This is a genomic window from Microbacterium sp. MYb66 (genome assembly GCF_002979435.1).
In the GTDB taxonomy this organism is placed as follows: Bacteria; Actinomycetota; Actinomycetes; order Actinomycetales; family Microbacteriaceae; genus Microbacterium.
This window is the reverse complement of the sequence record NZ_PCOV01000003.1, coordinates 225,223-251,313: the sequence shown is the minus strand read 5'-3', so window position 1 is coordinate 251,313 and position 26,091 is coordinate 225,223. Positions and strand designations below refer to the sequence as shown.

General features: G+C 69.4%; 29 protein-coding genes. 15 read left to right on the top strand and 14 right to left on the bottom strand.

The features are described from left to right. Nucleotides 1-3 precede the first annotated feature (3 nt). On the bottom strand, nucleotides 4-645 hold the full coding sequence (locus tag CQ045_RS08455; RefSeq protein WP_181156502.1) for a response regulator transcription factor: 642 nt from the start codon (nucleotides 643-645) through the stop codon (nucleotides 4-6). Then, on the bottom strand, nucleotides 642-1,838 hold the full coding sequence (locus CQ045_RS08450; protein WP_105722644.1) for a sensor histidine kinase: 1,197 nt from the start codon (nucleotides 1,836-1,838) through the stop codon (nucleotides 642-644). The genes CQ045_RS08455 and CQ045_RS08450 overlap by 4 nt, the downstream gene beginning before the upstream one ends. A 115-nt stretch (nucleotides 1,839-1,953) precedes the next feature. On the opposite strand from CQ045_RS08450, the gene CQ045_RS08445 reads away from it, so the two are divergent. From CQ045_RS08445 to CQ045_RS08435, 3 genes are read left to right on the top strand one after another with little or no spacing between them, the layout of a single operon-like run. Beyond that, nucleotides 1,954-2,856: a GAP family protein gene (locus CQ045_RS08445; RefSeq protein WP_105722642.1), complete on the top strand. Its 903-nt coding sequence runs from the start codon at nucleotides 1,954-1,956 to the stop codon at nucleotides 2,854-2,856. A 58-nt stretch (nucleotides 2,857-2,914) separates the two neighbouring features. Further along, complete coding sequence (gene nucS / locus CQ045_RS08440; protein ID WP_105722640.1) at nucleotides 2,915-3,610, top strand: endonuclease NucS; 696 nt, start codon at nucleotides 2,915-2,917, stop codon at nucleotides 3,608-3,610. A gap of 54 nt (nucleotides 3,611-3,664) precedes the next feature. Then, the gene (locus CQ045_RS08435; RefSeq protein WP_105722638.1) at nucleotides 3,665-4,063 is read left to right on the top strand and encodes a hypothetical protein; all 399 of its coding nucleotides are present in this window, start codon (nucleotides 3,665-3,667) and stop codon (nucleotides 4,061-4,063) included. 22 nt (nucleotides 4,064-4,085) lie between these two features. Here CQ045_RS08435 and CQ045_RS08430 read toward each other — a convergent pair whose 3' ends face one another. Further along, entirely contained in the window at nucleotides 4,086-4,376 is a 291-nt protein-coding gene (locus CQ045_RS08430) for a response regulator (RefSeq protein ID WP_105722636.1), read from the bottom strand. Between the two features lie 144 nt (nucleotides 4,377-4,520). On the opposite strand from CQ045_RS08430, the gene CQ045_RS08425 reads away from it, so the two are divergent. Beyond that, nucleotides 4,521-5,186 (top strand): HAD hydrolase-like protein, encoded by a 666-nt coding sequence (locus CQ045_RS08425; protein ID WP_105722634.1) that lies wholly within the window; start codon nucleotides 4,521-4,523, stop codon nucleotides 5,184-5,186. 153 nt (nucleotides 5,187-5,339) lie between these two features. Here the strand turns inward: CQ045_RS08425 and CQ045_RS08420 are convergent, their stop codons facing one another. Then, on the bottom strand, nucleotides 5,340-5,546 hold the full coding sequence (locus CQ045_RS08420; RefSeq protein ID WP_046014597.1) for a cold-shock protein: 207 nt from the start codon (nucleotides 5,544-5,546) through the stop codon (nucleotides 5,340-5,342). Nucleotides 5,547-6,183: 637 nt separating this feature from the next. Here CQ045_RS08420 and CQ045_RS08415 point away from each other — a divergent pair. Genes CQ045_RS08415 through CQ045_RS08405 form a run of 3 tightly spaced genes read left to right on the top strand, consistent with a single transcriptional unit; the run spans nucleotide 6,184 to nucleotide 9,900 of the window. Beyond that, nucleotides 6,184-7,008, top strand: a complete 825-nt coding sequence (locus CQ045_RS08415) for a shikimate 5-dehydrogenase (protein ID WP_258131003.1) — start codon at nucleotides 6,184-6,186, stop codon at nucleotides 7,006-7,008. A 32-nt stretch (nucleotides 7,009-7,040) separates the two neighbouring features. Next, nucleotides 7,041-8,879 carry a substrate-binding and VWA domain-containing protein gene (locus CQ045_RS08410; protein WP_105722632.1) on the top strand — a complete coding sequence of 613 codons (1,839 nt, stop codon included), beginning with the start codon at nucleotides 7,041-7,043 and terminating at the stop codon, nucleotides 8,877-8,879. Nucleotides 8,880-8,886: 7 nt separating this feature from the next. Continuing rightward, the gene (locus CQ045_RS08405) at nucleotides 8,887-9,900 is read left to right on the top strand and encodes a hypothetical protein (RefSeq protein ID WP_105722630.1); all 1,014 of its coding nucleotides are present in this window, start codon (nucleotides 8,887-8,889) and stop codon (nucleotides 9,898-9,900) included. 22 nt (nucleotides 9,901-9,922) lie between these two features. On the opposite strand, the gene CQ045_RS08400 is transcribed toward CQ045_RS08405, so the two are convergent. Then, complete coding sequence (locus CQ045_RS08400; RefSeq protein WP_105722628.1) at nucleotides 9,923-10,360, bottom strand: SRPBCC family protein; 438 nt, start codon at nucleotides 10,358-10,360, stop codon at nucleotides 9,923-9,925. Nucleotides 10,361-10,504: 144 nt separating this feature from the next. On the opposite strand from CQ045_RS08400, the gene CQ045_RS08395 reads away from it, so the two are divergent. Both CQ045_RS08395 and CQ045_RS08390 read left to right on the top strand, forming a co-directional pair. Next, a complete protein-coding gene (locus CQ045_RS08395) occupies nucleotides 10,505-11,833 on the top strand; it encodes a cytochrome P450 (protein WP_105722626.1) in 1,329 nt (442 codons plus the stop codon). An 89-nt stretch (nucleotides 11,834-11,922) separates the two neighbouring features. Next, complete coding sequence (locus CQ045_RS08390) at nucleotides 11,923-13,107, top strand: alcohol dehydrogenase catalytic domain-containing protein (RefSeq protein ID WP_105722624.1); 1,185 nt, start codon at nucleotides 11,923-11,925, stop codon at nucleotides 13,105-13,107. Nucleotides 13,108-13,124: 17 nt separating this feature from the next. Here the strand turns inward: CQ045_RS08390 and CQ045_RS08385 are convergent, their stop codons facing one another. Together CQ045_RS08385 and CQ045_RS18815 are read right to left on the bottom strand one after the other, a co-directional pair. Continuing rightward, the gene (locus CQ045_RS08385; protein WP_105722622.1) at nucleotides 13,125-13,433 is read right to left on the bottom strand and encodes a hypothetical protein; all 309 of its coding nucleotides are present in this window, start codon (nucleotides 13,431-13,433) and stop codon (nucleotides 13,125-13,127) included. Further along, entirely contained in the window at nucleotides 13,430-13,600 is a 171-nt protein-coding gene (locus tag CQ045_RS18815; RefSeq protein ID WP_181156501.1) for a hypothetical protein, read from the bottom strand. The genes CQ045_RS08385 and CQ045_RS18815 overlap by 4 nt, the downstream gene beginning before the upstream one ends. A gap of 157 nt (nucleotides 13,601-13,757) precedes the next feature. Here CQ045_RS18815 and CQ045_RS08380 point away from each other — a divergent pair, with 157 nt between their 5' ends. Together CQ045_RS08380 and CQ045_RS08375 are read left to right on the top strand one after the other, a co-directional pair. After that, nucleotides 13,758-14,003: a hypothetical protein gene (locus CQ045_RS08380; RefSeq protein ID WP_105722620.1), complete on the top strand. Its 246-nt coding sequence runs from the start codon at nucleotides 13,758-13,760 to the stop codon at nucleotides 14,001-14,003. Further along, nucleotides 14,000-14,980 carry an SRPBCC family protein gene (locus CQ045_RS08375; RefSeq protein WP_105722617.1) on the top strand — a complete coding sequence of 327 codons (981 nt, stop codon included), beginning with the start codon at nucleotides 14,000-14,002 and terminating at the stop codon, nucleotides 14,978-14,980. The genes CQ045_RS08380 and CQ045_RS08375 overlap by 4 nt, the downstream gene beginning before the upstream one ends. Before the next feature lie 55 nt (nucleotides 14,981-15,035). On the opposite strand, the gene CQ045_RS19045 is transcribed toward CQ045_RS08375, so the two are convergent. Continuing rightward, entirely contained in the window at nucleotides 15,036-15,170 is a 135-nt protein-coding gene (locus CQ045_RS19045) for a hypothetical protein (RefSeq protein WP_258131002.1), read from the bottom strand. Nucleotides 15,171-15,367: 197 nt separating this feature from the next. Here CQ045_RS19045 and CQ045_RS08370 point away from each other — a divergent pair, with 197 nt between their 5' ends. The 3 genes from CQ045_RS08370 to CQ045_RS08360 are packed head-to-tail and all read left to right on the top strand — an operon-like array spanning nucleotide 15,368 to nucleotide 17,848. Beyond that, on the top strand, nucleotides 15,368-16,519 hold the full coding sequence (locus tag CQ045_RS08370; protein ID WP_105722615.1) for a calcium:proton antiporter: 1,152 nt from the start codon (nucleotides 15,368-15,370) through the stop codon (nucleotides 16,517-16,519). A 55-nt stretch (nucleotides 16,520-16,574) separates the two neighbouring features. Next, the gene (locus CQ045_RS08365; RefSeq protein ID WP_105722613.1) at nucleotides 16,575-17,048 is read left to right on the top strand and encodes a MarR family winged helix-turn-helix transcriptional regulator; all 474 of its coding nucleotides are present in this window, start codon (nucleotides 16,575-16,577) and stop codon (nucleotides 17,046-17,048) included. After that, on the top strand, nucleotides 17,045-17,848 hold the full coding sequence (locus tag CQ045_RS08360) for an SDR family oxidoreductase (protein WP_105722611.1): 804 nt from the start codon (nucleotides 17,045-17,047) through the stop codon (nucleotides 17,846-17,848). The genes CQ045_RS08365 and CQ045_RS08360 overlap by 4 nt, the downstream gene beginning before the upstream one ends. Before the next feature lie 166 nt (nucleotides 17,849-18,014). On the opposite strand, the gene CQ045_RS08355 is transcribed toward CQ045_RS08360, so the two are convergent. From CQ045_RS08355 to CQ045_RS08340, 4 genes are all read right to left on the bottom strand, one after another. Continuing rightward, nucleotides 18,015-18,662, bottom strand: coding sequence for a hypothetical protein (locus CQ045_RS08355; RefSeq protein WP_146115213.1), 648 nt, complete (start codon nucleotides 18,660-18,662; stop codon nucleotides 18,015-18,017). A 107-nt stretch (nucleotides 18,663-18,769) separates the two neighbouring features. Continuing rightward, nucleotides 18,770-20,293, bottom strand: coding sequence for an aldehyde dehydrogenase family protein (locus CQ045_RS08350; protein ID WP_105722607.1), 1,524 nt, complete (start codon nucleotides 20,291-20,293; stop codon nucleotides 18,770-18,772). A 12-nt stretch (nucleotides 20,294-20,305) separates the two neighbouring features. Then, nucleotides 20,306-20,932, bottom strand: a complete 627-nt coding sequence (locus tag CQ045_RS08345; protein ID WP_105722605.1) for a class II aldolase/adducin family protein — start codon at nucleotides 20,930-20,932, stop codon at nucleotides 20,306-20,308. A 29-nt stretch (nucleotides 20,933-20,961) separates the two neighbouring features. Further along, nucleotides 20,962-22,257: an MFS transporter gene (locus CQ045_RS08340; RefSeq protein WP_105722603.1), complete on the bottom strand. Its 1,296-nt coding sequence runs from the start codon at nucleotides 22,255-22,257 to the stop codon at nucleotides 20,962-20,964. Between the two features lie 156 nt (nucleotides 22,258-22,413). Between CQ045_RS08340 and CQ045_RS08335 the strand changes: the two genes are divergently transcribed. Further along, nucleotides 22,414-23,325: a sugar-binding transcriptional regulator gene (locus CQ045_RS08335; RefSeq protein WP_181156500.1), complete on the top strand. Its 912-nt coding sequence runs from the start codon at nucleotides 22,414-22,416 to the stop codon at nucleotides 23,323-23,325. 49 nt (nucleotides 23,326-23,374) lie between these two features. Here CQ045_RS08335 and CQ045_RS08330 read toward each other — a convergent pair whose 3' ends face one another. Beyond that, the gene (locus CQ045_RS08330) at nucleotides 23,375-24,391 is read right to left on the bottom strand and encodes an NAD(P)-dependent oxidoreductase (RefSeq protein WP_105722599.1); all 1,017 of its coding nucleotides are present in this window, start codon (nucleotides 24,389-24,391) and stop codon (nucleotides 23,375-23,377) included. 24 nt (nucleotides 24,392-24,415) lie between these two features. Then, entirely contained in the window at nucleotides 24,416-25,960 is a 1,545-nt protein-coding gene (locus CQ045_RS08325; protein ID WP_105722597.1) for an FGGY family carbohydrate kinase, read from the bottom strand. Nucleotides 25,961-26,091 lie beyond the last annotated feature (131 nt).

Sequence of the window (26,091 nt, the reverse complement as noted above, 5' to 3'; positions counted from 1 at the left end):
CCCTCACTCCTCTCGGCTGCGCACCAGGGCTGCCGCATGAGACCGGCTGCGTGCACCGAGCTTGGTGAGCACGTTCGAGACATGCGTCTTGACGGTGGGCAGCGAGATGCGAAGCCGCGCTGCGAGCTGCGCGTTCGACCACCCCTGCAGGATGCCGTCGAGCACCTCCTGCTCGCGGGCGGTCAGCTCCGGCTGCTCCGGCCCGGCGGGCGCCGGAGCCGCTGTCCCCTGAGCCGCCGCGGCGAGCGCACGCCGGGTCACCCGCGGATCCAGTGCCCCCTCGCCTGCGGCCACCGACCGGACCGCCTGCACGAGGGTGGGCGCGTCGACGGTCTTGAGGAGGAACCCGACCGCACCGGCGCGGATCGCCCCGAAGACGAGCTCGTCCTCGTCGAAGCTCGTCAGGACCAGCACGTCCCCGAGCCCGCGGTCGACGATCTCCCTGGTGGCCGAGACCCCGTCCCGTCCAGGCATCCGCAGGTCCATGAGCACCACGTCGGGACGCAGCGCCGCCGCGTTGCGCACCGCGACGTCTCCGTCCGCGGCCTCGCCGACCACGGTGATGCCTTGTGCCTCCAGCATGATGCGCAGGCCCGCTCTGATCGCTCCGTGGTCGTCGGCGAGCAGCACCGTCGGAGCGGTCACACCCGCACCTCGATCGGGATCCTGCCCTCGACCGCCCACCCGTCGGCAGTCGGCCCTGCGGAGAAGGTGCCGCCCAGGGTGTCGACGCGTTCGCGGAGCATCTGCAGGCCCCAGCCGTCGTCGCCGTGTGCGGCCGCAGCGCTGGCCACTCCCCCGCGGGACCGCACCCGCACGCGCACCTCGGCGTCGACCTGTTCGATCACGACGTCGACGTCGGCTCCGCCCGCATGCCGGATGCAGTTCGTCAGGGCTTCGCGCACGATCCGGACCACGGCCTGCTCGGCCGCGGTGGCGAGGCCTCCGAAGTCGTCGGCGGAGAGACGGACGACGAGACCCGCCCGCTCCGCCTCCTGGACGATGCCGCCGAGATCGGCCCAGCGCGGCGTCGGCGCGAGACTCCCGTCGCCGCGACGCAGGACGGAGATCATCGATCGCAGTGCGCCGTGGGCGTCGAGACCCGCATCGCGCACGGCCTGCAGCGCCTCACGGTCCTTCGTGCGGTCGGGTGCCGTGGAGAGGGCCGCCTCCGCGCGGATCGCCATGGCCATCACGTGCCCGGCCACCACATCATGCAGTTCCCGGGCCATGGTCTCGCGCTCGCGCTGCACGGCCTCGGCACGGTCTCGATCGGCGACGGCCGCAGCGTCCTCGGCGCGCTGGCGATGCAGTTCGGCGAGTTCGTGCGCCTGGGAGACGGCGACCGCCCACCAGTAGTCGGTGCCGAAGATCGCGCCGAACTGCACCCCGATGAGGAACGCGACCGCGAACGGCACATCCGCGAAGAGCAGCGCGGCGAGGAACAGCGCGACCGTCGCCGCCCCCAGGAGCACGAGCAGCACTCGGCGGCCCTGCTCGCCGGCGAGGAAAGCCGCCGTCCACAGCACATCCAGCAGGACGAGGACCGTGCCGATGCCGCCGACCGTGAGGAGATCGATCACGAAGAGCAGCGTGACGAGAGCGAGCACGGTCCACGGCATCCGTCTCTTGGCGAGAGCGAGGGCGCATGCCGGAAGCGTGAGAACCAGCGCCCACCACGGCGACACGTCGGTCGGAAGGATCGAGAACGGCCCCCAGATGCCGCGGAAGCCGAGCGCCGCCATCACGACGGCGAGGAGCGCCATCCCGATCGGATCCGCCCACCAGCGGTGCCGGCGGTACCAGGCGCCGAATCCGCCATCGACCTGCTCGTGCATGACCTCATGCAACCACGGCGCGCGTCGCGGCGCATCAGCCGAAGGGATGAGGAGCGGCGCGGGAACGGTACTTTCGCCCGATCCGCCGCGGCCCCGACCCGACGAGCGTGGAGGTATGGAACTCTTCGGCGGCCTGCCGCTCCCCCTCTCCCTCGCGCTTCTGGCGCTGATCGACGGGCTGAGCGTCGGCACTCTCCTCATCCCGGTCTTCCTGCTGCTGCACCCGGGGCGGGTGCGCGCCGGGCGCATCCTCCTGTACCTCGTGACGATCGCCGGCTTCTACCTCCTCGTCGGCCTGCTGTTCCTCTGGGGACTCGTGAACCTCGTCGACGTCGCCTCCGACTTCCTCTCGTCCCCGCGCGGGCTGATCACGAGGCTCGTGGTGGGAGGCGCGCTCCTGATCACCGCGTTCGCGATGCCGACGGGCGACAAGGCGTCCCGAGGCACGACTCCGCCCGAGGCCGCATCCCCGGTGGCCTCCGCGCCGCAGGTCTCTCCGTGGACGAGCATGTCGACGGCCGATGACACGCATGCCTCCGGCGGCATGCGACCTCCTCCCGCGGCGGCCCCGGGGTCGACGGCCGGAGCCGAGGCGGATGCCGCTCCTCGCCCCGGCCGCATCACGCGATGGCGGGAGCGCCTGCTCGACCCGCGCACCAGAGGAACCGCCGTGATGGCGGTCGCGATCGCGGCGGGTCTCGTCGAGGTCGCGACCATGCTCCCGTACATCGTCGCGATGACCATGCTCGCGGATGCCGGGATCGACGCGCCGCTTCGTGTGCTGTCCCTCGTCGGCTACTGCGCGCTGATGATCCTCCCGGCGATCGTCCTCCTCATCCTTCGGATCGTCGCTGCTCCCCTGGTCCGACGGCCACTCGAGCGTTTCGCTGCCTGGATGGAGCGCACCGGCGCCGAGAACACCGCCTGGATCATCGGGATCATCGGATTCCTCATCGCGCGGTCGGCGGCGACCGAGCTCGGGCTGTTCGAGGCGCTGGGCTCGTTCCTCGATCGCTGAGCGGTGCGCGTCCGGGCGGGTGGGACGCGGCGGTGCCGTGACGAAGTAGGCTCGACGGGTGCGTCTCGTCATCGCCCGCTGCTCGGTCGACTACACCGGTCGGCTCAATGCCCATCTCCCGCTCGCCACGCGTCTGCTCGTGCACAAGGGAGACGGGAGTCTGCTCGTGCACTCCGACGGCGGCAGCTACAAGCCGCTGAACTGGATGAGCCCGCCGTGCTCGCTGTCGAGCGAGGAGCCCGGGGAGGAAGAGGCCAGCGCCGGCGTCGTCGAGGTGTGGCGCGTGACCCACAAGAAGACCGGCGACGCTTTGCGTGTGCAGATCTACGAGATCATCCACGACACCTCCCACGAGCTGGGCATCGACCCCGGTCTGCAGAAGGACGGTGTCGAAGCCGACCTGCAGCGCCTGCTCGCCGAGCAGGTGGACCGCATCTCCGAGGGCGCGACCCTCGTGCGCCGCGAGTATCCGACGGCCATCGGCCCGGTCGACCTGCTGGTGCGGGATGCCGACGGCGCAGCGATCGCGGTCGAGATCAAGCGCCGCGGCGACATCGACGGCGTCGAGCAGCTCACCCGCTACCTCGAACTGCTCGGCCGCGACCCCCACCTGTCCCCCGTGCAGGGCGTGTTCGCCGCCCAGGAGATCAAGCCCCAGGCGCGCGTTCTCGCCGAGGACCGCGGCATCCGCTGCCTCGTGCTCGACTACGACGACATGAAGGGCATCGAGTCGGGCATCCCCCGCCTGTTCTGAAGCCACCGCGTTGCCCCGAATGCTTCGTGGAGCCGCCGTTGGCAGACTGTGCGTATGACGCTCGAATCCGAGATAAGCCGCACCGAAGCCGAGATGCACGCCGCTGGCTGGGCCGCTCACACCAGCCTGCAGCGGGAGCTGCAGACGTGGCGAGACCTTGCTGCCGAAGTCGCCGCGTACACGCCGACGATCGACGACTACACGAACGATCTGTGCTCGCGCGACTACATCGCGAAGTTCTCGGCGGCGGCGTCGGAGGGCGTGCAGGAGTACATCGCGAGTGCGGTTGCGGAAGCCGATGACCGATTCAGAGCCTCAACGGAGCCCGACGTCGAGGGCCTCGTCGGCCACTACTTCCGGATCGACGACAAGGATGGCTGGTGGTGGCGACGGCGCCCGGCCGGCGGTCCCCTTGCGGACTATCTCGCAGGGCGACGGGGTGACGGCGGGTAGCGGCGAGCCGGCGCCCCACTCGTCAACGAACGGTCATCAGGCGCGGAGTCGGTCCTTCGAGCCGCGCGACCGCGATCTTCACCTCCGTGATCTCGACCTCGACCTTCTGCAGACGATCGTCGATCCGGTCGAACCGATCATCGATCCGATCGAACCGATCATCGATCCGATCGAAGCGTGCTTCGTACTTCGCGTCCTGCGCCTCGAATCGCGCGTCCATCCGATTGATCATCCAGCCGAATCCGCTGACGATCGCCACGAGCATCGTCACCGCTGTCGCCAGCATCGTGATGACTTCCACCGACACGTACATGCCCCCATTCTGACCCGCAGATCCACTCTTGTCACGACCTTATATGTGGACAGAGGGCGTTCACATGAGGTGTGCAGAACCTTCTCCGACGCACACCTGTGCAGAAGGAGCAGGCACCCCCGCGCGTGCCCATAGGCTGGAGGCATGCCCCATTCCCCTTACTCCTGCGTGCTGTGGGACGTCGACGGCACGATCATCGACGCGTCCGTCGGCATCCTCCGCCGGCTGAACGTCGCGCTGACCCACTTCGGCCACCCGGCGCCGACGCGCGAGGAGCTGGTGCACTGGATCGGGCCTCCCATGTTCCAGTCCTTCCAGGACCAGGCGGGAATGACCCCGGAGCAGTCCGCCGAGGCGGTCGCCTTCTACCGCACGCTCGGCAAGGCCGACGGATACACGACCGACGTCGCGACCTATCCCGGCGTGACCGACCTCATCCACGCGCTGCATGCCGCGGGCGTCCCGCAGGCGACGGCCAGTTCGAAGCCGGAGAACCAGGTCGACGCGCTGGTCGACCACTTCGGCCTCCGCCCCGCGTTCCTGACGACGGTCGGTGCCACCCCCGACGAGTCGACGCTCGCATCGAAGACCGACATCGTCGCCGAAGCGCTGCGGCGTCTGCGCGAGCTCGGCGCCGACACCTCGCGACCGGTGCTCGTCGGCGACCGGCATCACGACGTCGAGGGCGGCAACGCCAACGGCGTCCCGGTGATCTTCGTCGAGTGGGGCTTCAGCGACTCCCATGAGGGGGACGACGCCGCGTTCCGCGTCGCATCCGTCGACGAGCTGCGCGCGCTGTTGCTGAGCTGACCTCGGCAACACACATGCGCCACGACTTCGCCCGCCCGGGCGACCGTCACCAGCGCCTTCGCGTGTCCTCACCCGCCGCCGGAAGCACAGAACTCCCCGCCGGATGACGCGTCGGTGACGCGATCCGGTCAGGGAGTCCTGTGTATCGCCCGCTCAGAGGGGGCGAATGTTCTCTGCCTGCAGGCCCTTGGGCCCCTGCGCCACGTCGAACTCGACTCGCTGGTTCTCGTCGAGAGACCGGTAGCCGGAAGATTCGATGGCGGAGTAATGTGCGAAGACGTCAGCGCCTCCGTCGTCGGGGGAGATGAAGCCGAAGCCCTTCTCCGAGTTGAACCACTTAACCGTGCCCTGGGTGCTCATGTACTGCCTGTTCTGCTGGTGAAGAAGCCGACGCAGGGATGCCCCGACATCGCTAACGCTAGTGGAGGAGACCCCGAGGGGAATAGCCGCGGGCAGAAGGTAATCCAAATGTTGCACGAGCGGCATCCGCCCGTCACACGACGGATCCACGGGCGCGGGCCGCAGGCGGCGCCCGGAAAATGGTGTGGCCCTCACCGCGGGGGGAGCGATGAGGGCCGAAGACGACCGGAGGGTGCGTCAGAAACAGCCTAGCTTCTTTTCGAGGCTCTTGTCCCCCTTTTGGGGGACAAATCTGAACTTCGGTGCGAGAATGAACGATAGCGGCCCCCTCGAGTAGCCCATTGGGGACTGAACTACTCGAGAGGGCCCAATCGCATGCACGGATCGTCTTTGCCCCTGGGGTGGGCCGCCGTCTCGTGGGGAGAGACGGAGACGATCAAGCCCCTTGTGCATGCACCTTCACCATAGGGGAGGATGAACGATCCCGCCACGGACTTCGGTCCAGCGGGATCGGCGAAGGTCGGGGAACTGATCCCGCAGGGATCGCAGGTTTCGGGAGGAGACAGGACGCACAGCACGGAGGCACCTCCGTCGTCCTTCTCCCCCGAATCCGCGGGCGCGCGAGTACCCTGATGCGGTGACGCTGCTCAACAAGGACATGACGCTCTGCATCTCGCTTTCGGCGCGGCCGAGCAACAACGGGACCCGCTTCCACAACCATCTCTACGAGGCGCTCGGGCTGAACTGGATCTACAAGGCGTTCGCGCCGACCGACCTCGCGCAGGCCATCGCGGGGGTCCGCGGACTCGGCATCCGGGGCTGCGCGATATCCATGCCCTATAAAGAGGACGTCATCGCCCTCGTCGATCGGATGGATCCCTCGGCGAGCGCGATCGACTCGGTCAACACGATCGTGAACGACGACGGCGTTCTCACGGCCCACAACACCGACTACTCCGCCATCGCAGAGCTGATCGAGCGCAACGGACTCGACCCCGCCGGCACCGTGCTGCTGCGCGGCTCCGGAGGGATGGCGAAGGCGACCGCCGCAGCCTTCCGCGACGCGGGGTTCTCGAGGGTGACGATCATCGCGCGCAACGAGGCGAACGGCCGGGCCCTCGCCGACCTCTACGGCTTCGACTGGACGGACGACCCGGGCGAGGTGAATGCGGACATCCTGGTCAACGTCACGCCGATCGGCATGGCCGGCGGAACGGACGAGCACGCCCTGTCGTTCTCGTCGGAGGCGATCGACGCCGCATCGGTCGTGTTCGACGTCGTCGCCCTTCCCGCCGAGACCCCTCTGATCGCCGCGGGCCGCGCAGCCGGGAAGGCCGTGATCACGGGCGCCGAGGTCGCAACGCTGCAGGCGCTGGAGCAGTTCGTGCTGTACACCGGCATCCGTCCGTCTGCGGAGCAGGTGCGGGCCGCCGAGGAGTTCATGCGCGCAGGAAGCGCGTGATCCCGAGCCCGATACCTGGGTAGCCTAGGCGCATGAGCGCGCCTCGCATCGCACGACGGACCATCTTCCGGCGAACACCCGCCGCGCTGGCGACGGCTGCCATCGCGGCGCTGGTGCTCGCGGCCTGCACCGGCGGGGGAGAGGACCCGACGACCGAGGGCAGCCAGGGGTTCCCGGACGACGGGTGCACACACATCGCCGTCGCTACCTCGTCGGAGAAGGTCAACATGCTCGACGAGCTGGCGACCGCCTTCAAGGATTCCCCGGAGCACGAGAAGCTCGACACCTGCGCCACGGTCCGCCCGACGAACGTCTCGTCCGGCAACGCGGCCCGCTACCTCACGTCGGGTGACGACTGGCCGAGCGACGACCGCGCGCTGTGGCCGACCCTGTGGTCGCCGGCCTCCACGGTGTGGACGGATCGCGTCGCCGCGGCCGCGTCGCCTGCCCTCGTCGGCGAGCCCGCATCGTTCACCCGCACGCCCGTGGTGTTCGGGATGCCGGAGCCCATGGCCAAGGCGCTCGGCTGGCCGGACAAGCCCATCAGCATCACCGACCTCGAGGGCCTGTGCCAGGACCCGAGCGGCTGGGGCAGTGTGGGCAAGGACATCTGGGGGGCGTTCAAGATCTCGAAGACGAACCCGAACACCTCGACCACCGGCCTGTCGACCATCCTGATGCAGTCGTACGAGGCATCCGGAAAGGCCGAAGGGCTCACCTCCGAAGACGTGGATGCCGCCGCCGACTTCTCCCGCGTGTTCGAGGAGTGCGTGATCCACTACGGCGACACCACCGGCAACGTGCTGTCGACGCTGTACGACGAGACGCAGAACGGTGCCGACGGATCCGCCTACGTCTCCGCCGTCGCGCTCGAGGAGACCTCGCTGCTCAACTACAACAAGGGCAACCCCGACTCGCACACCGTGCAGCCGGGGGAGACCCTGACCCCGCCGAAGACGAAGCTCGTCGCGGTCTATCCTGCGGGCGGCTCGATGTGGTCGGACAACCCGGTCACCGTCCTCGGCGCGGACTGGGTCACCCCTGAGCAGCGCACGGCCGGCGAGGCCTTCGCGGAGTTCCTGCAGAGCACTCCGGCGCAGGAGATCCTCCCCGAGTACGGCTTCCGCCCGCTGGACGAGTCCGTGCCGTTGGGCGACCTGTTCACCGCGAACTTCGGCGTCGACCCGGCGCAGCCGACGGTCACACTGCCCAAGCCCGAGGTCGATGTCATCTCCACGGCGATCGACCAGTGGACCCAGGTGCGCAAACCCTCGTCCGTGCTCGAACTGATCGACATCTCAGGCTCGATGGACGATCCGATCGGAGACGGCCGTTCGCGGCTCGACGGCGCGATCGAAGGTGCGCAGACGACGCTCGACCACTTCCGCTCGACCGACGAGGTCGGCGTCTGGGCGTTCACCACCGGCGTCTCGTCGCAGGAGGGCGAGGGTATCCAGGTGCTGCGCGACGTCACGGCGCTGGGCGCGGACGGCGAGAAACTCGACTCCTCGCTGGATGACCTCCGCTACGCCCAGCGGAACGGGACGCCGCTGTACGACGCGATCCTCACCGCCTACGAGGCCATGAGCGAGCGCGCGGAGCCGGGACGCATCAACGCGATCGTCGTCCTCTCGGATGGCGAGGACACCGATTCGACCACGTCGCTCGATTCCCTGATCGCGAAGATCGGCAAGAGCACGGCCGAGGGCGGCTCCGACGCCCCGGTGCGCATCTTCCCCATCGCCTACGGGTCGGGAGCCGACACCTCGGCGCTGCAGCGCATCGCCGACGCGACCGGCGGGCAGATGTTCGACGCCTCGGACGCCGAACGCATCGACCTCGTCTTCGCGTCCGTGATCAACAACTTCTGAGGTGGGCATGGTCATCTCCGCGGCATCCGGCTCGGGGTGGATCGACGACGCGATCGCCGGTCTCGACGCCGGAAACGTATATGTCGCTCCCGGCATGCAGGGAGAGTCGGCCTTGACGGAGGCCCTGACGGGCGCCGTGCCGACCGACGGCTCGATCGCGGTCGTGGTGCTGCCGAAGGACGCCGGCCTCGACAGCCCCTACAGCACGTACATCCTCGAGAAGCTCACCGATGCCGCCGATCAGCAGACCGTGGTGCTCGCGATCGGGAACGACCTGATGGCCGGCTCGGTCTCGATCGACGGGGCCGAGGCGATGCGCATCGCCAACGAGAACGAGACCGCGGCCGGTGGCGACACGCAGACCGCGCTGGTCGAGACCGTGCAGCAGATCGCCGAGGAGACGCCGACCTCGCCGGGCGGAGGGTCCGAAGGCGGGGGTGCGGACTGGCTGCTTCCCGTCGTGATCGGCGGAGTGGTCGTCCTCGCCGCGGCCGGCACCGCGATCGGCGTTCTCGCCCGCCGACGCCGAGCACCGAAGGCGGTGACCTCCGCCGACCCGGTCCCCGCCGGCATCCGCCAGCGGGTGAGCCGTCTGCGTGAACTGCGCGTCGACTATGCGAACGTGCCGAACAACCCCGTCGCCGCGGAGACGGCTGCGGGCATCGACGCGCTCGCCTCCCACGTCGAGCAGCTCTTCGTGCGCCTGGACGCGAAAGCGGGCGAAGATCAGAGCGTGCTCGCCGAGGCGGAGTACTCCGACAAGCTCGCACGCCTCGTCGCCGCCCTGGAACCCGACTACCTGCTCGACCTCCTCACCCGCCCCGACCTCTGGGACGCCCCGGACGAGCGCGTCGGCGAGGTCCGTGAGGCGCTGGCGGCCGTGACCACTCAGATCGTCGACAACATCAAGCAGGTCAACGCCCGCCGGGGACTGCTGTTCCAGGTGTCGCTCGATTCGCTCATCGGGCGGTCCGAGCTCCGGGACTGGGAACGTCAGTTCAAAGAGGGTGCGGGGGAGTGATCCCTCCGCGGTCCATCGATCCTCAGCTCGCCTGACCCTCCGCGAGATAGGCGAGCCGGTGCAGCGTCTCGGCGTTGCGCCATCGGAGCATCGGGGTCGTGAGCAGCCGGGGGATCAGCACCGCCGGGCCCTTCACGGGCTCCTCGTCGATGCGCACCTGGCAACCGGACGGGATCGTCCGCGCCCGCAACGTGACCTCGGCCTCACCCATCGGCCAGCCGCGCGCCCGGAGCACGACCCGACGGGGCGGATCCCATGCGAGCACCTCGGTGGTGTCGTCGAGCAGAGCGGGCCACACGCCGAAGGAATGATGCAGTTGCGCCCCGACGGCGGGCCAGTCCGCATCGACGTCCCGCATCCGGGAGGCACCGACCACCCATGCGGGATAAAGCCAGCCGTTGCCGAGCACACGGAACACGTCTTCGGTGGTGCAGGCCAGATCTCGAGTGTTGGTCGCCATGATTCCTCCGTTCGTGATGATCCTGCGCGGCGCCGCTCGTCCAGGCGAGGTGCTTGACAAAGGGACCGGTCGGAGCGGATAGCACAATCACCACGGGAACGCTCCCCCCTGGAGTGTTCCCTTCGTGCCTGCCACGGTCGGAGGATGTTCCAGAGACTGACCTCACGGGTTTCGAACGCGGTCGACGCGGTCGTGCATGACGATTCCCCCTCCCTTCTCACCCGCGGCTATGACTTCGGCGAGCGCATCTGGCGGCGAGCCCGGCAGGGCGCCCGCTCCGCGCCGTTGCGTCTGCTCGGCGACGAGGCGGTGCTGGTGCGGGGTGCGGAGGGCATCGATCTCTTCTACGACGAGTCCCGTATCGCCCGTTCCGGGGCCATGCCGGGGATCGTGCAGGAGACGCTGTTCGGCCACGGTTCGGTCCACAGCCTCGACGGCGCGGCGCACCGCCACCGCAAGGCGACCTTCGTGGAGGTCGCCTACGAAGACGAACAGGTCGCCCGATTGACACCGTGGCTGGAACGCGAGTGGCGTTCCGAACGCGATGCCTGGCTCGCCGGCGGCACGCGCAGCGCCTACGACGCGGCGGTCGGCGCTCTCGGCCGCGCGATCATGGGCTGGGCCGGCCTCCCCGGCACCCCGGCGGCGAAGACCCGATGGTCGGCACGGCTGGCTCAGATCGTCGACGGCTTCGGCGTCCCCTATTCGCCCGAGTACCTCGCCGCGGTCATGAATCGGCTCTGGTCCGATCGGCATGCCAAGCGCCTCATCGAGGCCGTGCGCGACGGCACGCTGTCTGCCGAAGACGGCACGGCACTGGCCCTGTGGGGTGCGCACCGCACGCCGGACGGGAGGCTTCTCCCCTCGAGCGTGGCGGGTGTCGAGTTGCAGAACAGCATCCGCCCGATGATCGCCGCGGCGCGCTTCGTCGCCTTCGCCGCCAAGGAGCTGCACGACCGGCCGGAGTGGCGAGCACGCATCGCCGCCGAAGCCGAGGAGCGCGGCGACGTGGTCGGTGGGACCCTGGCGACGATGTTCGCGCAGGAGGTGCGCCGGACGGCGCTGTTCGTGCCGATGCTGCCCGGGTGCGCGCTCGTCGACATCGAGATCGGCGAGGTGCGCGTGCCGGCGGGCGGTCGCGTGGTGCTCGACATCCTGGGCACGAACACCGACGAGCACTCCTGGGCCCACCCGCATCGCTTCGCTCCGGAGCGGTTCGCCGATGTCACCGATCACGAGTCGGTGCGCACCTTCATCCCGCAGGGCGGCGCGGAGGTCGCGACCGGACATCGCTGCCCGGGGGAGAAGCTCGTGATCGCGGGACTCTCCGCCGCGATCACCGTGCTGAGCGATCCTCGACTCGACATCCTCGACGCCGGTCTCGACGTGAACCGCCGTCGCCTGCCGACCAAGCCGTCATCCGGTGGGAAGGTGCGAGCCGCGGGCTCGGGGCGGGGCTGCCCGTTCCACTGAACCCGGGGCCGCGCGGCTGTCAACCGGGTTGGCGTCGGAACGTCGAGCGGCCAGCCTGGGCCGAGACGGACCGACGAGCGGAGAGCATCATGAAGGCACTGACCTGGCAGGGCAAGCGCACGGTGACGGTCGAGAACGTCCCGGATCCCGTCATCCAGCAGCCGGAGGACGCGATCATCCGCGTCACGTCTTCGGCCATCTGCGGATCCGACCTGCACCTGTACGAGCTGCTCGGACCGTTCCTCGACCGCGGCGACATCCTCGGTCACGAGCCGATGGGCGTCGTCGTCGAGGTCGGCGCGGGAGTGACGAAGCTCTCGATCGGCGACCGCGTGGTCATCCCGTTCAACATCGCGTGCGGCGAGTGCTTCCTCTGCCGACGCGGGCTGCAGTCGCAGTGCGAGACCACGCAGGTACGGGAGTACGGCAGCGGTGCCGCACTGTTCGGATACACGAAGCTCTACGGCCAGGTCCCCGGCGGGCAGGCCGAGTACCTGCGGGTGCCACTCGCCGACCACAACCACATCCCCGTCGGGCCGGACCTGCCCGATGAGCGGTACCTCTTCCTCAGCGACATCCTCCCCACAGCCTGGCAGGGCGTCGAGTACGCGCAGGTGCCGGAGGGCGGGACGCTCGCCGTGATGGGGCTCGGACCCGTCGGGCAGTTCGTGTCACGTGTCGGGCGGCACCGCGGCTACCGGGTGCTCGCGGTCGACCCCGTGCCCGAACGGCGCGCGATGGCGGAGCGCCACGGCATCGAGACGTTCGACCTGACGGACACCATCGTGGACGAGCTGCGCGAGCTGACCGAGGGACGCGGCGCGGATTCGGTGGTGGATGCCGTCGGCCTCGAGGCGCACGGGAACGCCGGAGTGGAGTTCGTCCACAAGGCCGTGGGGCTGCTGCCGGATGCGGCGGCGCGCCAGCTGCTCGACAAGGCGGGTATCGATCGGCTGGCCGCCGTCTACGCCTCGATCGATGCCGTCCGCCGCGGCGGGACCGTCTCCTTGAGCGGCGTGTACGCGGGGGATGCCGACATCATGCCGATGAAGACCCTGTTCGACAAGCAGATCACCCTGCGCATGGGACAGTGCAACGTGAAGAACTGGGTCGATGACCTGGTCCCTCTGGTGGAAGACCCCGCCGACCCGCTCGGCGTCATGGACCTCACCACCCACCACGCGCCGCTCGATGACGCTCCCGACCTCTACCGCACGTTCCAGCAGAAGGAGGACGGCTGCATCAAGGTCGTGCTGCATCCGTCGACGGTGTGAGCGGATGGCGGGAGGCCTCAGGCTCGACGGCCGGGGTCTCCCTCATCGCGATCGGCGTCGTCGACCTCGGCACGACGCGTGCCGACACCGGGCTCGTCGTTGTGCGTGGACTCGTCCGGCACCGACGCCCGCGACGCCGGGTCGACGCGGACCGTCTCAGCGGCACCGGAGTCGGCTCCCGCTCCGCCGGCCGGTACATCCCCGGTGGCAGGGGACTCCGCGGCCCCGCGCTCGGCGAGATGCTCGGCGATCCTCGCTGCCGCATCCGCGTCTGCAGGGGACGGGCCGTCCTGGGGTCGCGACCCCTGATCCTCGACACCGCTCATTCGGTGCCGTCCCTCAGGTCGGCCGGGGCATCGCCGCTGTGGCCGTCACCCTCGTCCTCGGGCGCGAGGTCGCCTTGACCGTCTTCACCGAGCTCTGCCTCGACGGGCTCCTCGCCCTGCGTCTCGGGCTGCTCGGCGTCGGTCGGGAAAACGTCGGGGTTCGACATCGTGGACTCCTCTCGTCGGAGAGACCAGAGTCGCGCGATGACGGTGGCAGCACAGGTCCGTTGACAGCGGAACGGCACCGCGGTAGTCCGCTGCGGCGACCGCAGCCCTGAGCAACCCAGGTTGACAGCTGATCGATAAGCAACGTAGGTTGACGGCATGGAATCCCTCGACGTCGCACAGGTCGCCGCCGACACGACAGACCCCCGAGCCGGGCTCCGCGCGGTGGCCTCGCTCCGCACCCTCGCCGACGCCCTCGAACTGAAGCAGGTCGAGGCCGGGCTGCGGTCGGGCATGAGCTGGCAGGCGATCGCCGACGCCCTGGGCGTGACCAGACAGGCCGTGCACAAGAAGCACGCGAAGCGGATAGATCCCACCATCGTCGTCCCCCGGAGAAGCTCATGAGCCGGTTCACGCAAGCCGCCGCCACCATGCACACCCTCTCGCTGGCGGCGATGGAGGAGGCCTCGCGCCTGGGGCTCAGAGATGCCGACATCGATCACCTCCTCCTCGCCCTGACGATCGACCCCGACACCGGCGGACAGGTCCTGCGCAGCATGGGCGTCAGCCTGCATGCGGCACGGGCGGCCGTGGGCGAGCAGCACGCGGCGCAGCTGAACCTCGTCGGCCTCGCACCCGACGCGTCCGAAGCCGGACGCATCGTGTTCCACGAGACCTCCGGCTACGAATGGACCGACCGCGCGGTCGCGGTGCTCAAGGCGGCATCCGGCGGGGATCGTCGCGGGGACTCGGCGGCGGTGCTGGGGGCGCTCATCGACGAACCGAGCGGACTCATCGCCGCGGTCCTGCAGCGGCTCGACGTGGACCCGGATGCCGTACAAGCGCACCTGAACGACCTCCGGAGGATCCACCCCGCTCCGTCGACCTCACACCGGGGTCATGCGCTGTCGGCCTCTCGCTCGATCTTCGCGCCCGCTCCGCTCGAGGAGGTGTGGATGCTCGTGTCCTCGGCCGACCGCATCCCCGAATGGGACCAGGGCGTCGCTGAAGTCGATGCGGACGACGGGGAATCCGGCGTCTGGGAGGCACGGACGAGGACGACCGCACACGACGGGCGACGGATAGCCGTCAAGGATGCCTTCCTGCGGCAGCGCATCCAACTCGTGGAGCGCGCGGAGCAGATGAACATCGTCTGGCGCTTCACCCATCCGGATGCGGCGCGTGCGAATCCACGGCGGATCGCGTTCGCGCTCGAGCATGCCGCGGGCGGGACGCAGCTCCGCGTCACGCTCACCTGGGAGACAGGCCCCCGTCGCAGAGGCCGCCGCATCCTCCGAGCCCTGGTGAAACCCCTCCACCGCCTGGCCCTCTTCATCCAGCTGGCTCAGATCGAGAGCGGCATCACCCGCGTCTTCCGCTGAGATCCCGGCGGGTGCATCTCGCCGCGAGCGAATGCACCCGCCGGACCGAATCCACTCAGCCCTTCGCGCCCTTGCGGGGCTTCAGGAACTCGTCTGGTGCGTTCTTCTCGCGCTTCGCTGCTCGCTTCTCCTTGAGCGAGAGCTGCGGCGCCTTCTTGCTGTCGCGACCCTGGATGGACTTTCCGGACATGGTTACTCGCTTCCCCTTCGGTGGCTGGCGTAACCCATGACCATAGCCCGGAACCAGGGGAAGTCAAATTTCCGTGTGACCGGGAAATTTTTGCTAAGATTGATGGCGCGATGCAGTGCGCTGACACAGCACTGCGGCCGGGACGACCCGGTCGCGGTCATCAGTCGGGGACGGCCCCACCTCGAAGGAGTCCGGCGATGTCACGCACGGAACTGAAGCAGTTGATCGGCGTCACGGACATCGTCCGCGTCGTCCTCGGATGGGGCGCGTTCGCCGCTCTCCTCGTCCTCCACCCGATGCTGGCGGCGCCCGTTGCCGGCCCGGTCCTGATCGTCGCGCTCGGGGCGATCATCGCCGTGATCCTGGTGTGCGCGTTCGGCGTCGTGAAACAGGCCGAGGCCCTCGCGCACCGCCTCGGCGACCCCTACGGCTCGCTCGTCCTGACCCTGTCGATCGTCCTCATCGAGGTCATCCTGATCTCCGCGGTCATGCTCGGTCCGGGTGAGCACGCGACCATCGCCCGTGACTCGGTCATGGCCGTCGCGATGATCATCCTGAACCTCGTCATCGGGCTCGCGCTCCTCCTCGGCGGACTCCGCCATCGCGGCATGGCGCACAACCGCACGGGCACCTCGGCGTACCTGTCGATGCTGGTCGTGCTGGTCGCGCTCGCGTTCGGACTCCCCGCCCTCATCGGCAAGGACGGCGCGTACACGACCGCGCAGGAGATCCCGATCATCATCCTCACGCTCGTGCTCTACGCCTTCTTCCTGTACCGACAGATGGGCGCGCAGGCGAGCGACTTCACCGAGGTCGATCCGCGCCTGCTGCAGAGCGCTCGGCGCCAGGAGAAGGCCGAGGCCACCGGAGGCATCCGTCAGGTCATCGCCGAGCACCGCACCGAGGTCATCGTCCGGCTCGCGCTGCTGGTGGTCACGGTGGTCCCGATCGTGCTCCTGTCGCACGACATGGCGGCCCTCCTCGACGACGGACTGGGTCGCCTCGGTGCTCCGATCGCCCTCGCCGGGGTGCTCATCGCAGGCATCGTCTTCCTGCCCGAGTCGATCACCGCCGTGCGAGCCGCTCTCGGCGGGGAGGCCCAGCGCGTCGTCAACCTCTGCCACGGGGCCCTGGTGTCGACCGTCGGACTCACGATCCCCGCTGTGCTGATCATCGGAATGCTCACCGGGCAGAGCGTGATGCTCGCCGAGTCGCCGGCGAACCTGCTGATGCTCGGCGTCACGCTGCTGCTCTCGGTGACGACGTTCGCCGCGAAGCGGGTGACCGCCATGCACGGCGCCGCGCACCTGGTGACGTTCGCGGTCTACGTGGTGGTGCTGTTCCGCTGAGCTCGACCCTCGCGACAACAGTTGCCTGAGGCAACTGTTCGGGTAGACTGCAGTCATGTCGAGCACCGGAGACATCGCGGCCATCCACGTCGCGCTCGTACGGGTGGTGTCCGAGTGGAGCGAGAGCGAACTGCAGCGCCAGGTCGCCGACGCCGTCGATGTCGCGCTCGACCCCACCGCGATCCGCGCCCTGTACCTGCTGGGCATGAACGAGGGCGCGCTGGGATTCGGCGAGCTCGCCGAGCACGCGGCGATGTCGCGGCCGACCACGTCGAAGCTCGTGTCGCGCATGGCCGCACAGGGCGTCGTCGACCCCGTCCGATCCGGGCGCACCGTGCAGGTGCAGCTGACGGACGCCGGCACGCAGGCCTATACGCGCCTGGTCTCCGCGGGTCACCGCATGGTCGACGACGCCCTGCACGGCTGGGCGCCGGAGGAGATCGCGCAGTTCCGCCGGCAGCTCACCCGCTTCGTCTTCGCCCTGTCCGGCACCGCGCCGGCACCGCCCACCCAGGAGGAATCACCATGACCCGCACCTACGTCATCACCGGCTCGGCGTCCGGAATCGGCGCCGCCACCGCCGACCTGCTCCGCTCTCAGGGGCACACCGTGATCGGTGTCGATCTCGCCGGCGTCGAGGTGGACGGAGACCTCTCCACGCCGACCGGCCGCGCCGCCGCCGCCCGCGACGCCGTGCAGGCGGGGGACGGCGGAATCGACGCGGTCATCGCGTGCGCGGGCATCGCGGCGCCGATCGCGAAGACCATGGCGATCAACTACTTCGGCGTCACGGAGTTCCTGACCGCGCTCCTGCCGACGCTGAGCCTGGCGGACCAGCCGCGCGCCGCCGTCGTGTCGTCGATGGCGTCGCTGCAGCCGGTGTCCGCCGAGCTCGTGGATGCCGCACTGAACGGCGACGAGGCACTGGCCCTGCAGATCGGCGACCAACTCGCAACCAGCCCGGAGGCGGGCTTCCTCAACTACTCGTCCAGCAAGCGCGCACTGTCGCGCTGGGTGCGTCGGGAGTCCGTGTCCTCGGCATGGGCCGGCGCGGGCATCCCGCTCAACGCCGTGGCCCCGGGCACGGTGACCACCGCGATGACCGCGGGTCTCCTCGGATCGCCCGAAGGCCTGGCCCAGGTGGATGCGGCGGTGCCGATGCCGCTCAACTACCACCAGCCGGCATCCTCGATCGCCGAGCTGCTGGCATGGCTGACGAGCCCCGCCAACACGCACATGGCAGGCCAGACCATCTACTGCGACGGCGGTGCAGACGCTGTGCTCCGTGGCGACGACATCTGGTCCTGGAACGACGCCCCCCGCAGTTGACGGCCGGAGGCGACACGCGTCTGGACCGGACGACCACCCGGATCGATCTCCATCCACGACGTCATCCGCGCCTACCTCGACGCCCAGGGGATGCGCGACACGGCGGAGCTGGCGGCGCGACGCGGCGGCGAGGTGTGAGGAGGACGGAGGTCCCCCGACGCGGCTCTCAGGACTGTCCGCCGAACACGATCACCGACCCGGTACGCGATCGCGCCGCCCGAAGGGCGAAGGCGCCGAGCGCCCCGGTCGCGAGGATCCGCGTCAGCACCAGGACGTTGAAGACGAGGACCAGCGCGTTCTGGTCGGACACGCTCCCCGACAGCATCGCGAACTCCATCAGCGAACCCAGCACGACCACCCCGAGCGCGATCGCGGGGACGAACCTCCACGGGGCCGGCATCGGAGCTCGGAGGATGCCGGCGACCGCGACTCCGCTCAGCCCCAGTTTCACGAGCGCATTCACGTAGAACGGCGCCGCGGAGGTGAGATCGAACACCGCGCCCAAGACGGGCGGGGCCACGAGGATCCAGACCGCGAGGACGAACAGCGACACGATCACGGCCTTCGACAGCCGCAGCGTGTCATCCCGGCGCGCTGCCGCGACGCCGGCCGCGACCAGCGCGAGGCTGAACGCCGCCGTCGTCGCGGTCGAGAGGGCTCCGAGCGCCCCGCCGTCGAGAGCACCGGGAAGGCTGCGGAAGGCGGCGAGAAGGGCCGCGGCGATGAACAGCGTCCCTGATGCCAGCCACCACGGAGACCACCGGGATGCTGCTTCTTCCACCGCGATCACCGGCGACTCGGGTCCACTCATCATCCACCGCTTCATCGATCACGGACGGGTTCCGTGATCCACCCTCCCAGATGGCACGGGGGCTGCGCCAGAACCGCCCGGAGCGTCCGCGCCGTCGTCGGAGCCCGGTGTCAGTGGCCGAGGTTGGTCCACACGGTGCGGGTCTCGAGATACGACTCCAGGTTGGCGTGGCCCATGTCACGGCCGTATCCCGACATCTTGAATCCTCCGAACGGAGCCGCGGCATCCGTCGCGCCGTACATGTTGATGTAGACCGTGCCCGCCTGCAGAAGCCCGGCCAGCCTGTTCGCCTTCGTGATGTCCCGCGTCCAGATGCCGGCCGCGAGCCCGTAGGGCGAGTCATTCGCGCGCCGGGCGATCTCGTCGATGTCGTCGAACGGCTGCGCGACGACGACCGGGCCGAAGATCTCCTCGCGCACGGCGGTGAACGTGTCGTCGACATCCGTCAGGACCGTGGGGCGGATGTAGTAGCCGCCGGGGATGGCGGCATCCGGGAAGGCCGATCCGCCGGCGGCGATCGCCGCCCCCTGCTCCTGTGCGCCGTCGATGTAGCCGAGAACCCGCTCGTGCTGGCGGGTGGAGATGACCGGGCCGATCTGCGCGGACGGGTCGAAGCCGTGTCCGACGGTCATCGACGAGGCGATGTCGGCGAGACGCCCCACGACGTCGTCGTACGAGCGCTTCTGCACGTAGAGGCGGGAGCCCGCCGCGCACGCCTGCCCGGCGTTGAAGAAGATCGCACTGGCCGCCGCGGCCGCCGCCTCTTCGACGGGGCTGTCGTCGAAGATGATGTTGGGGCTCTTCCCGCCGAGCTCGAGCGTCACCCGCTTCACCATCGGAGCCGCGCGCTGCGCGATGCGCGTGCCGACCGCGGTCGAGCCGGTGAAGGCCACCTTGTCGACGTCGGGGTGGTCGACGAGGGCCTCGCCGGCCTCTGCGCCGTAGCCGGTGAGGATGTTCAGGACGCCCTTCGGCATCCCCGCCTCGAGCGCGAGCTGACCGAGCCGCAGGAGGGAAAGCGGAGTGTTCTCGGCGGGCTTCATGACGATGGTGCATCCCGCGGCCAGAGCGGGCGCGATCTTCCACACGCCCATGAGCAGCGGGTAGTTCCAGGGCACGATCTGGGCGACGACACCGACCGGGACGCGTTCGGTGCGCACCATCGCATCCGTGATCGACACCGGGATCGTGTTGCCCTCGATCTTCGACGGCCATCCGCCGAAGTACTCGAAGTGGTTGATCGCGAGCGGCAGGTCGACGGAGGCGGCTGCACTCTTCAGCTTTCCGCCGTCGAGGACCTCGAGCTCGACGAACTCGTCGGCGCGCTCCTCCAGCAGGCGGGCGAGACGCAGGATGATCCGTCCGCGGTCGAGCGCGCTCATGCGCCGCCACGGAGCGTCGGGGGCGAAGGCGCGGCGAGCGGCCTGGACCGCGCGATCGGCGTCCACCGCATCCGCCGCCGCCGAACGGGCGATGACGGCGCCCGTGCCGGGGTCGACGATGTCGATCGTGCGGCCGGAATGCGCTTCGACGAGTTCGCCGTCGATGAGCAGGCGGGGCGGCTGGGCGAGGAAGCGCTTCGTCGCCTCGCTGATGTCGGGATCGATGGTGATGTGCGTGGGGACGGTCGTCATCGCGGTTCCTGTTCAGGCGTGGTGCAGGGCGGCGAGCGCCTCGGCGGGGAAGGCGGTCTCGGTGTCTCCGAGGAGGAGCGCGCGGTAGGTCGCCGTGGCCGCCTCCTCGAGGTTGAGTGCGCGGCGGAATGCCATGCTCACCGAGTCGCCGAGGGCGGAGCAGCCGTGGTGGCCCATGATGATGCAGTCATGGTGCGCCGCCTGCTCGGCCGCGGAGTCGGCGAGCTCGTCCGATCCGTTCGGGTAGTACGGAGTGGTCCCGACCGAGCGCACGTAGTAGGCGTGGTCGAGGGTGATCAGGCGCACGTCGTGTCCGAGCGCGTTGAGGAGCACGGCGTGCTGCGGATGCACGTGGACCACCGCGTTCACGTCCTGACGGGTCTGGTAGCTCCGCTGGTGCAGCTTCCATTCGCTCGACGGACTCGGCGAACCGCTGATCACCTCGCCCGACAGGCTCATGACCGAGAAGTCCTCGGGGGTGAGCCTGTCGAGCCAGGTGCCGGAGGCGGTGACCACGAACGTCTCGTCATCGATGCGCGCGGAGAGATTGCCTCCGGATGCGAGCGCGAGTCCGCGGGCGACGATGTCGACGCCGACGGCGGACAGTTCTGCGATGAGTGATTCCGTGCGGGTGGTCATGGCGACTCCTTCTCAGGGGTGGGTGCGGGTCAGGCGGTGACGGCGGTCGGAGCGGCGCTCGTCTCGACGACGTCGTCCGCATCCTTCGGCGCCTTCAACAGGAAGGTCAGGGCGAAGCCGACCAGGTAGAGCGACGCGATGATCCAGACGGTGCCCTCGACGCCGACGGGCGCGGCGAGGCCGGCGATGACCGGGCCGATGAACTGGCTGAGGCCGGCACCGAGGTTGAGGATGGCGACCGCGGCAGCCTTGTTCTTCGGTGCGAGCAGCGGGACGATCGCCGACAGCGGCACGAACATGCCCAGCGCGAGGCCGTAGACGATGGCGATCGCGATCGTGATCCAGAAGTTCGGCCCGATGAGGGTGGGGATGTAGAACAGGGCGAGAACGGTGACGAAGCATCCGACGCCGCCGGCCCAGGCGACCACGTTGACGCGGCCGATCCAGTCGGCGAGGTAGCCCGAGAGCAGGTTCGCGGCCACGTTCGCGGCGAGCATCGTGCCCCAGATGATCTGCCACTGGGCGAGGTCGAAGCCGACATCGCGGACCATGTACGTGGTCAGGAAGACGACGAACGCGTAGAAGGAGAGCGTGTTGATGATGCGGATCACGCCGCCGACGCCGACCTTCGGGTTGGTCGCGACGATGGTGAGGGAGCTGACGACACCCTTGACGCTGCTGGCGACGGTGACCTTCTTGGTCACGGGATTGCGCAGCAGCACGAGCACCATCACCCCGCCGACGACCACGAAGGCGAGTGCCATCCACAGCGTCGCCAGCTCGCCGATGATCGGGATGACGGCCCCGGCGAAGTAGGAGCTGAGCACGCCGAGTCCGAGCGTGGAGAAGAACCAGTACCAGCCGACGGCGCGACCCATGACGTGCTCGTCGGTGTCGATCGTGACCCAGACCAGGAACCCGTAGGCGAACATCGGGTAGCCGAGCCCGCGGATTCCGAAGGCGAGGAGCATGATCTCGAAGTTGCCGGCCATCACGCCGAACACGAGGAAGAGCACTTCGAAGACGACCCAGATGCCGAAGCCGAGCATCATCACGCGCTTGGGTCCCCAGGCTTCCGCCAGGGCGCCGCTCAGCCAGGCGGCCACGGCGACGACGATGCCGTACACCGACCAGAGCAGGGCGATCTGGCTGCCGTCGAAGCCGCGCTCGTCGAGGTACGGGGAGAGGAAGCCGGCCTCGATGCCGTCGCCGATCATGAAGATCGTCAGGGCGACGAATCCCCAGGCGATGGGCCGCGAGATGCCTTGCGAGCTGAGCAGGCGCGCGAAGCGGCCTTCGGCGGGAGGTGATGCGGGGGTGACCATGGGTGTCTCCTCGTTGAGCGCGTAGAGATTTCGGGGTTGTGGTGTACATTTGTTCAGTCACGTGAACGAATGCCCATGGACATCTTGGGCAGGAGTCGTGGAATTGTCAAGCAGCGCGACGACGGCCGGCGGAACCGGCATGGGAGGATGTTCAGCATGCTGATGGGTCGCGTGGCGCGCATGTACTACGAACTGGGGCTCACGCACCAGGAGATCGCCGACGCCCTCGGGCTGTCCCGCGTCCGGGTGACGAGGCTGCTGGCCGAGGCCCGCGACTCCGGCATGGTGGAGATCATCGTGCACGTGGAGGAGTCGCTCTTCGCGGCCGAGGAGCAGGCCCTGCTGAGCCGCTTCGGGTTGCGTCAGGCGTGGATCGCACCGAGCGTCGACGATCCGCTGAAGGCTTCCCGGGCCATGGCCACCGTCGGAGCCGAAGCGCTCGCGAGCGTCATCGAGAAAGACACCACGGTCGCCATGGGCCTCTCCACGGCCGTCGCCGCCGTCGTCGACGCCTTCCCGGCCCGCTCGCTGGGCGCCCGTTTCGTGCCCCTCACCGGGTCCAGCAGCGGCCTCGCCCACGGCGCGAATCCTCACGAGCTGACGCTCGCCCTGGCCCGGCGCACGGACGGCTCCGCCTTCCACCTCCCCGCGCCGATCGTCGCCGCCTCATCCCAGGCGGCGGAGAGCGCCTACGCCGACCCCGGGGTCCGCGACGTCCTCGCCAGGGCCGCAGAGGCCACCACGCTGGTCGCCGGCATCGGAAGCACCCAGGACAGCCAGGGATTGCTGTTCGGCTCGCTGAGCGCACCGGAGCGCACCGCACTCCTCGAAGCCGGCGCGATCGGCGACATCGGCGGTCGCTTCTTCGACGCGTCAGGGGCCCCGATACGCGGTGACCTCGATGCCCGGGTCGTCGGACTCGACCTCGACCAGCTGCGCGCGATCCCGCACCGCCTCGCGATCGCGGCGGGCACGGCGAAGCTCGACGCCGTGCGGACCGCACTCTCCAGCGGCATGGTCAACATGCTCGTCACCGACTCGAACACGGTCACCGCGCTGCTCGACTGACGTCACCGAGGTGCGGATCGCGCTCAGCGCACGATCCGCACCTCCCAGGTCACGCCGTGCCGACGGCGGCGAGCGCCTTCTCGTTCGCCGTACCCGGAACGCGCTGACCGGCGACCCAGGCGCGCAGCGCGGCGGCCGCGATGCGCGAGTGCTCGACGATGACGTCGTCGGATGCGCCGGCGATGTGCGGCGTCATCGTGACGTTGTCGAGCGTGAAGAGCTCGTGATCCTGGGGGAGCGGTTCCTGGTAGAAGACATCGAAGCCGGCACCGGCGATGCGTCCCTCACGCAGCACCGCCATGAGTGCCTGCTCGTCGATGATGGCCGCGCGACCGGCGTTGATCAGATAGGCATCGGGGCGCAGCAGCGCGAGCTCCCGTGCACCGAGCAGCCCTTCGGTCTCCGGCATCAGCGGCACGTGCATCGTGACGATGTCCGAGGTCGACAGCACCTCGTCGAGGGGGACCACGCTCGCTTCCTCGCCGAAGGCATCCGGGGCGAGGAACGGGTCGTAGACCTTGACGGTCATGCCGAAGCCGCGGGCACGGGTGATCATCCGGCGGCCGACCGCTCCTCCGCCGAGAACGCCGAGCGTGCGTCCGTTGAGCGCGATGGAGCGGAAGATCTCGTACGGCTCGAAGACGTCGCTCTCGGACCAGTTGCCCTCGCGCAGCCAGCGCTCGGACCGGCTCACCTTGCGCACGGTGGCCAGGAGCAGGGCGAAGCTCAGGTCGGCCGTGACCTCGGCGTTGCGTCCGGGAGTGGTGAAGACCGGGATGCCGCGGGCCGTGCAGGCGTCGAGGTCGACGTTCGCCGGCTTGGCGCGGCACGAGACGACGGCCTTGAGCTCGGGGGCCTTCGCGAGGGCGGCTTCGTCGACGACATCGAGCTCGGCGATCACGACGTCGGCGGCCGCGAGCGCCTCGTCGACGCCACGGTCGGCGAGGGATCCTCCGTCCATCGTCGGGTCGATCAACGTGACGTCGAACCCATCGGCGAGGGACTCGGCGATCGCGGAGTCGAAGGGAGCGGTGATGAGCACCTTCGGGCGGGGCTGTTCAGTCATGTGTCTTCTTTCAGGAGGTGGTGGTCAGAGAGCCGGAGACTCGGATAATTCCGTCGAAGCGGCGTTCTCCCGCAGGCGACGGAGTCCCGGCCAGTGCGGTCGCAGCGCGTCGCGCGTGGCGACGAACAGGGCGAAGGCGTCGTCGTACAGCGCGACGCGAGCCGGATCGGGTGAGAACGTCGTGGTCGAGGGCCTCAGCCGACGCGAGGCGTCGTGGAGGTCGTCGGCGAGGCCGACCGCGGCCATCGCGAGCGTGGCGACACCCCGGGCTCCGACCTCGGGTTCGTCCTGGCGCACGATGTCGCGCGCCAGGACGTCGGCGAGGATCGCGCAGAGCAGGTCGGAATCCGACCCTCCGCCGCAGACGAGGAGCGGGCCCTCCAGCCCCAGGGCTTCGGTGCATTCGCGCAGACCGAACGCGAGGCCTTCGTACACGCTGCGCAGCAGCTGGCCCGCAGTCGTGGTGACGCTCATCCCGAGCCACGATGCCGACGCATCCGGCGCGAAGAACGGAGCGCGTTCGCCACTCGGAGCGCCGTAGGGGAGGTAGAGCACCCCACCGCTGCCGGGTGCGACCGCGACGGCCTGCTTCTCGACGACGACCCAGTCCTCGTCGCCGAGTCCGAGCGTCGCCCGCACCCAGTCGAGGTTCGGCGTTCCCGTCATCGGAGCCATCGACTCCAGCACCTGGGTGCCGCGTCCGGTGGCGAGGATGATGCTCGATTCGCTGCGCACCCCGGCGCGCGAGGCGTGGTTGATGCCCACGAGGCTCGTCGTCCCGAGGATCGCATAGCCGCGGCCGTCGTCGAGCACGCCGAGTCCGACGCCGGCGGCCGCGGTGTCGACCACCCCGACCACGACCGGCAGGTCTGCGGGCAGTCCCAGAGCCGCGGCGACCCGAGGCTCGACCGTGCCGGCGATGCGCTGCGGGTCGAGCACCTCGGGCAGGCGGTCGCGGACGCGCTCCTGACCGAGAGCCGCGAACAGCCCTTCGGAGTATGCGCCCGTCGCGGTGTCGAGATAGGTGCGGGATGCTTCGCTGGGGTCGGTCGCGCGCCGGCCGGTGAGCTTGAAGCGCAGCCAGTCCTTGCAGTTCAACTGGGTGGCGGCGCGTTCGCGGAGGCTCGGATCCGCTTCCATCAGCTCGTCGACGAGGATCGGCAGCGCGCCGGAGAAGAGGGGCGATCCGGTGGCTTCGTGGACGGCCGCGGCCCGACCGTCAGCGAGCCAGTCGTCCAGCCTCGCGTGTGCGCGTCCGTCCAACCAGAGGGCCGCCGGACCGGCGGGGCGCCCGTCGGCGTCGACGAGCCACGCGCCGTCGCCCTGCCCGGTCACGCCCAGGGCCACGATCTCCGCATCGCCGATCTCGTCGACGACGGCGGCGATGGTGGATGCCGCGGCATCCCAGATGTGATCCATGTCGGCTTCCGCTCGTCCGTCCGCAGAACGCTGGACGCGGACGCTCGAGCGCGAGACGCTCGCGATGCGGCCGTCGAGGTCGAACGCGACGGTCTTCACCGACGTGGTTCCGGCGTCGACGCCGAGGATGATGCGAGTGCGGCTCTGCACACTGAACTCCGAACAATGGTGCGGGCTGGTGATCTATTGTTCAGTATAGCTCGCCGGCCCCGGAGCGCAACGGCGAGGCCTCCCCGGTGCTCGACCGCCCTCGGGCAGAACGATCGAGCACCGGTGAAGAC

Coding starts and splice junctions, on each gene's coding strand:
- CQ045_RS08400 (WP_105722628.1), bottom strand. CDS start 10,360: ATGGCGACCAACACTCGAGATCTGGCCTGCACCACCGAAGACGTGTTC.
- CQ045_RS08430 (WP_105722636.1), bottom strand. CDS start 4,376: ATGTACGTGTCGGTGGAAGTCATCACGATGCTGGCGACAGCGGTGACG.
- CQ045_RS08355 (WP_146115213.1), bottom strand. CDS start 18,662: ATGATGAGTGGACCCGAGTCGCCGGTGATCGCGGTGGAAGAAGCAGCA.
- CQ045_RS08345 (WP_105722605.1), bottom strand. CDS start 20,932: ATGACCACCCGCACGGAATCACTCATCGCAGAACTGTCCGCCGTCGGC.
- CQ045_RS08405 (WP_105722630.1), top strand. CDS start 8,887: ATGGTCATCTCCGCGGCATCCGGCTCGGGGTGGATCGACGACGCGATC.
- CQ045_RS18815 (WP_181156501.1), bottom strand. CDS start 13,600: ATGTCGAACCCCGACGTTTTCCCGACCGACGCCGAGCAGCCCGAGACG.
- CQ045_RS08410 (WP_105722632.1), top strand. CDS start 7,041: ATGAGCGCGCCTCGCATCGCACGACGGACCATCTTCCGGCGAACACCC.
- CQ045_RS08360 (WP_105722611.1), top strand. CDS start 17,045: ATGACCCGCACCTACGTCATCACCGGCTCGGCGTCCGGAATCGGCGCC.
- CQ045_RS08445 (WP_105722642.1), top strand. CDS start 1,954: ATGGAACTCTTCGGCGGCCTGCCGCTCCCCCTCTCCCTCGCGCTTCTG.
- CQ045_RS08350 (WP_105722607.1), bottom strand. CDS start 20,293: ATGACGACCGTCCCCACGCACATCACCATCGATCCCGACATCAGCGAG.
- CQ045_RS08375 (WP_105722617.1), top strand. CDS start 14,000: ATGAGCCGGTTCACGCAAGCCGCCGCCACCATGCACACCCTCTCGCTG.
- CQ045_RS08390 (WP_105722624.1), top strand. CDS start 11,923: ATGAAGGCACTGACCTGGCAGGGCAAGCGCACGGTGACGGTCGAGAAC.
- CQ045_RS08420 (WP_046014597.1), bottom strand. CDS start 5,546: ATGAGCACCCAGGGCACGGTTAAGTGGTTCAACTCGGAGAAGGGCTTC.
- CQ045_RS08370 (WP_105722615.1), top strand. CDS start 15,368: ATGTCACGCACGGAACTGAAGCAGTTGATCGGCGTCACGGACATCGTC.
- CQ045_RS08330 (WP_105722599.1), bottom strand. CDS start 24,391: ATGACTGAACAGCCCCGCCCGAAGGTGCTCATCACCGCTCCCTTCGAC.
- CQ045_RS08425 (WP_105722634.1), top strand. CDS start 4,521: ATGCCCCATTCCCCTTACTCCTGCGTGCTGTGGGACGTCGACGGCACG.
- CQ045_RS08435 (WP_105722638.1), top strand. CDS start 3,665: ATGACGCTCGAATCCGAGATAAGCCGCACCGAAGCCGAGATGCACGCC.
- CQ045_RS08450 (WP_105722644.1), bottom strand. CDS start 1,838: ATGCACGAGCAGGTCGATGGCGGATTCGGCGCCTGGTACCGCCGGCAC.
- CQ045_RS08335 (WP_181156500.1), top strand. CDS start 22,414: ATGCTGATGGGTCGCGTGGCGCGCATGTACTACGAACTGGGGCTCACG.
- CQ045_RS08365 (WP_105722613.1), top strand. CDS start 16,575: ATGTCGAGCACCGGAGACATCGCGGCCATCCACGTCGCGCTCGTACGG.
- CQ045_RS19045 (WP_258131002.1), bottom strand. CDS start 15,170: ATGTCCGGAAAGTCCATCCAGGGTCGCGACAGCAAGAAGGCGCCGCAG.
- CQ045_RS08380 (WP_105722620.1), top strand. CDS start 13,758: ATGGAATCCCTCGACGTCGCACAGGTCGCCGCCGACACGACAGACCCC.
- CQ045_RS08395 (WP_105722626.1), top strand. CDS start 10,505: ATGTTCCAGAGACTGACCTCACGGGTTTCGAACGCGGTCGACGCGGTC.
- CQ045_RS08385 (WP_105722622.1), bottom strand. CDS start 13,433: ATGAGCGGTGTCGAGGATCAGGGGTCGCGACCCCAGGACGGCCCGTCC.
- CQ045_RS08340 (WP_105722603.1), bottom strand. CDS start 22,257: ATGGTCACCCCCGCATCACCTCCCGCCGAAGGCCGCTTCGCGCGCCTG.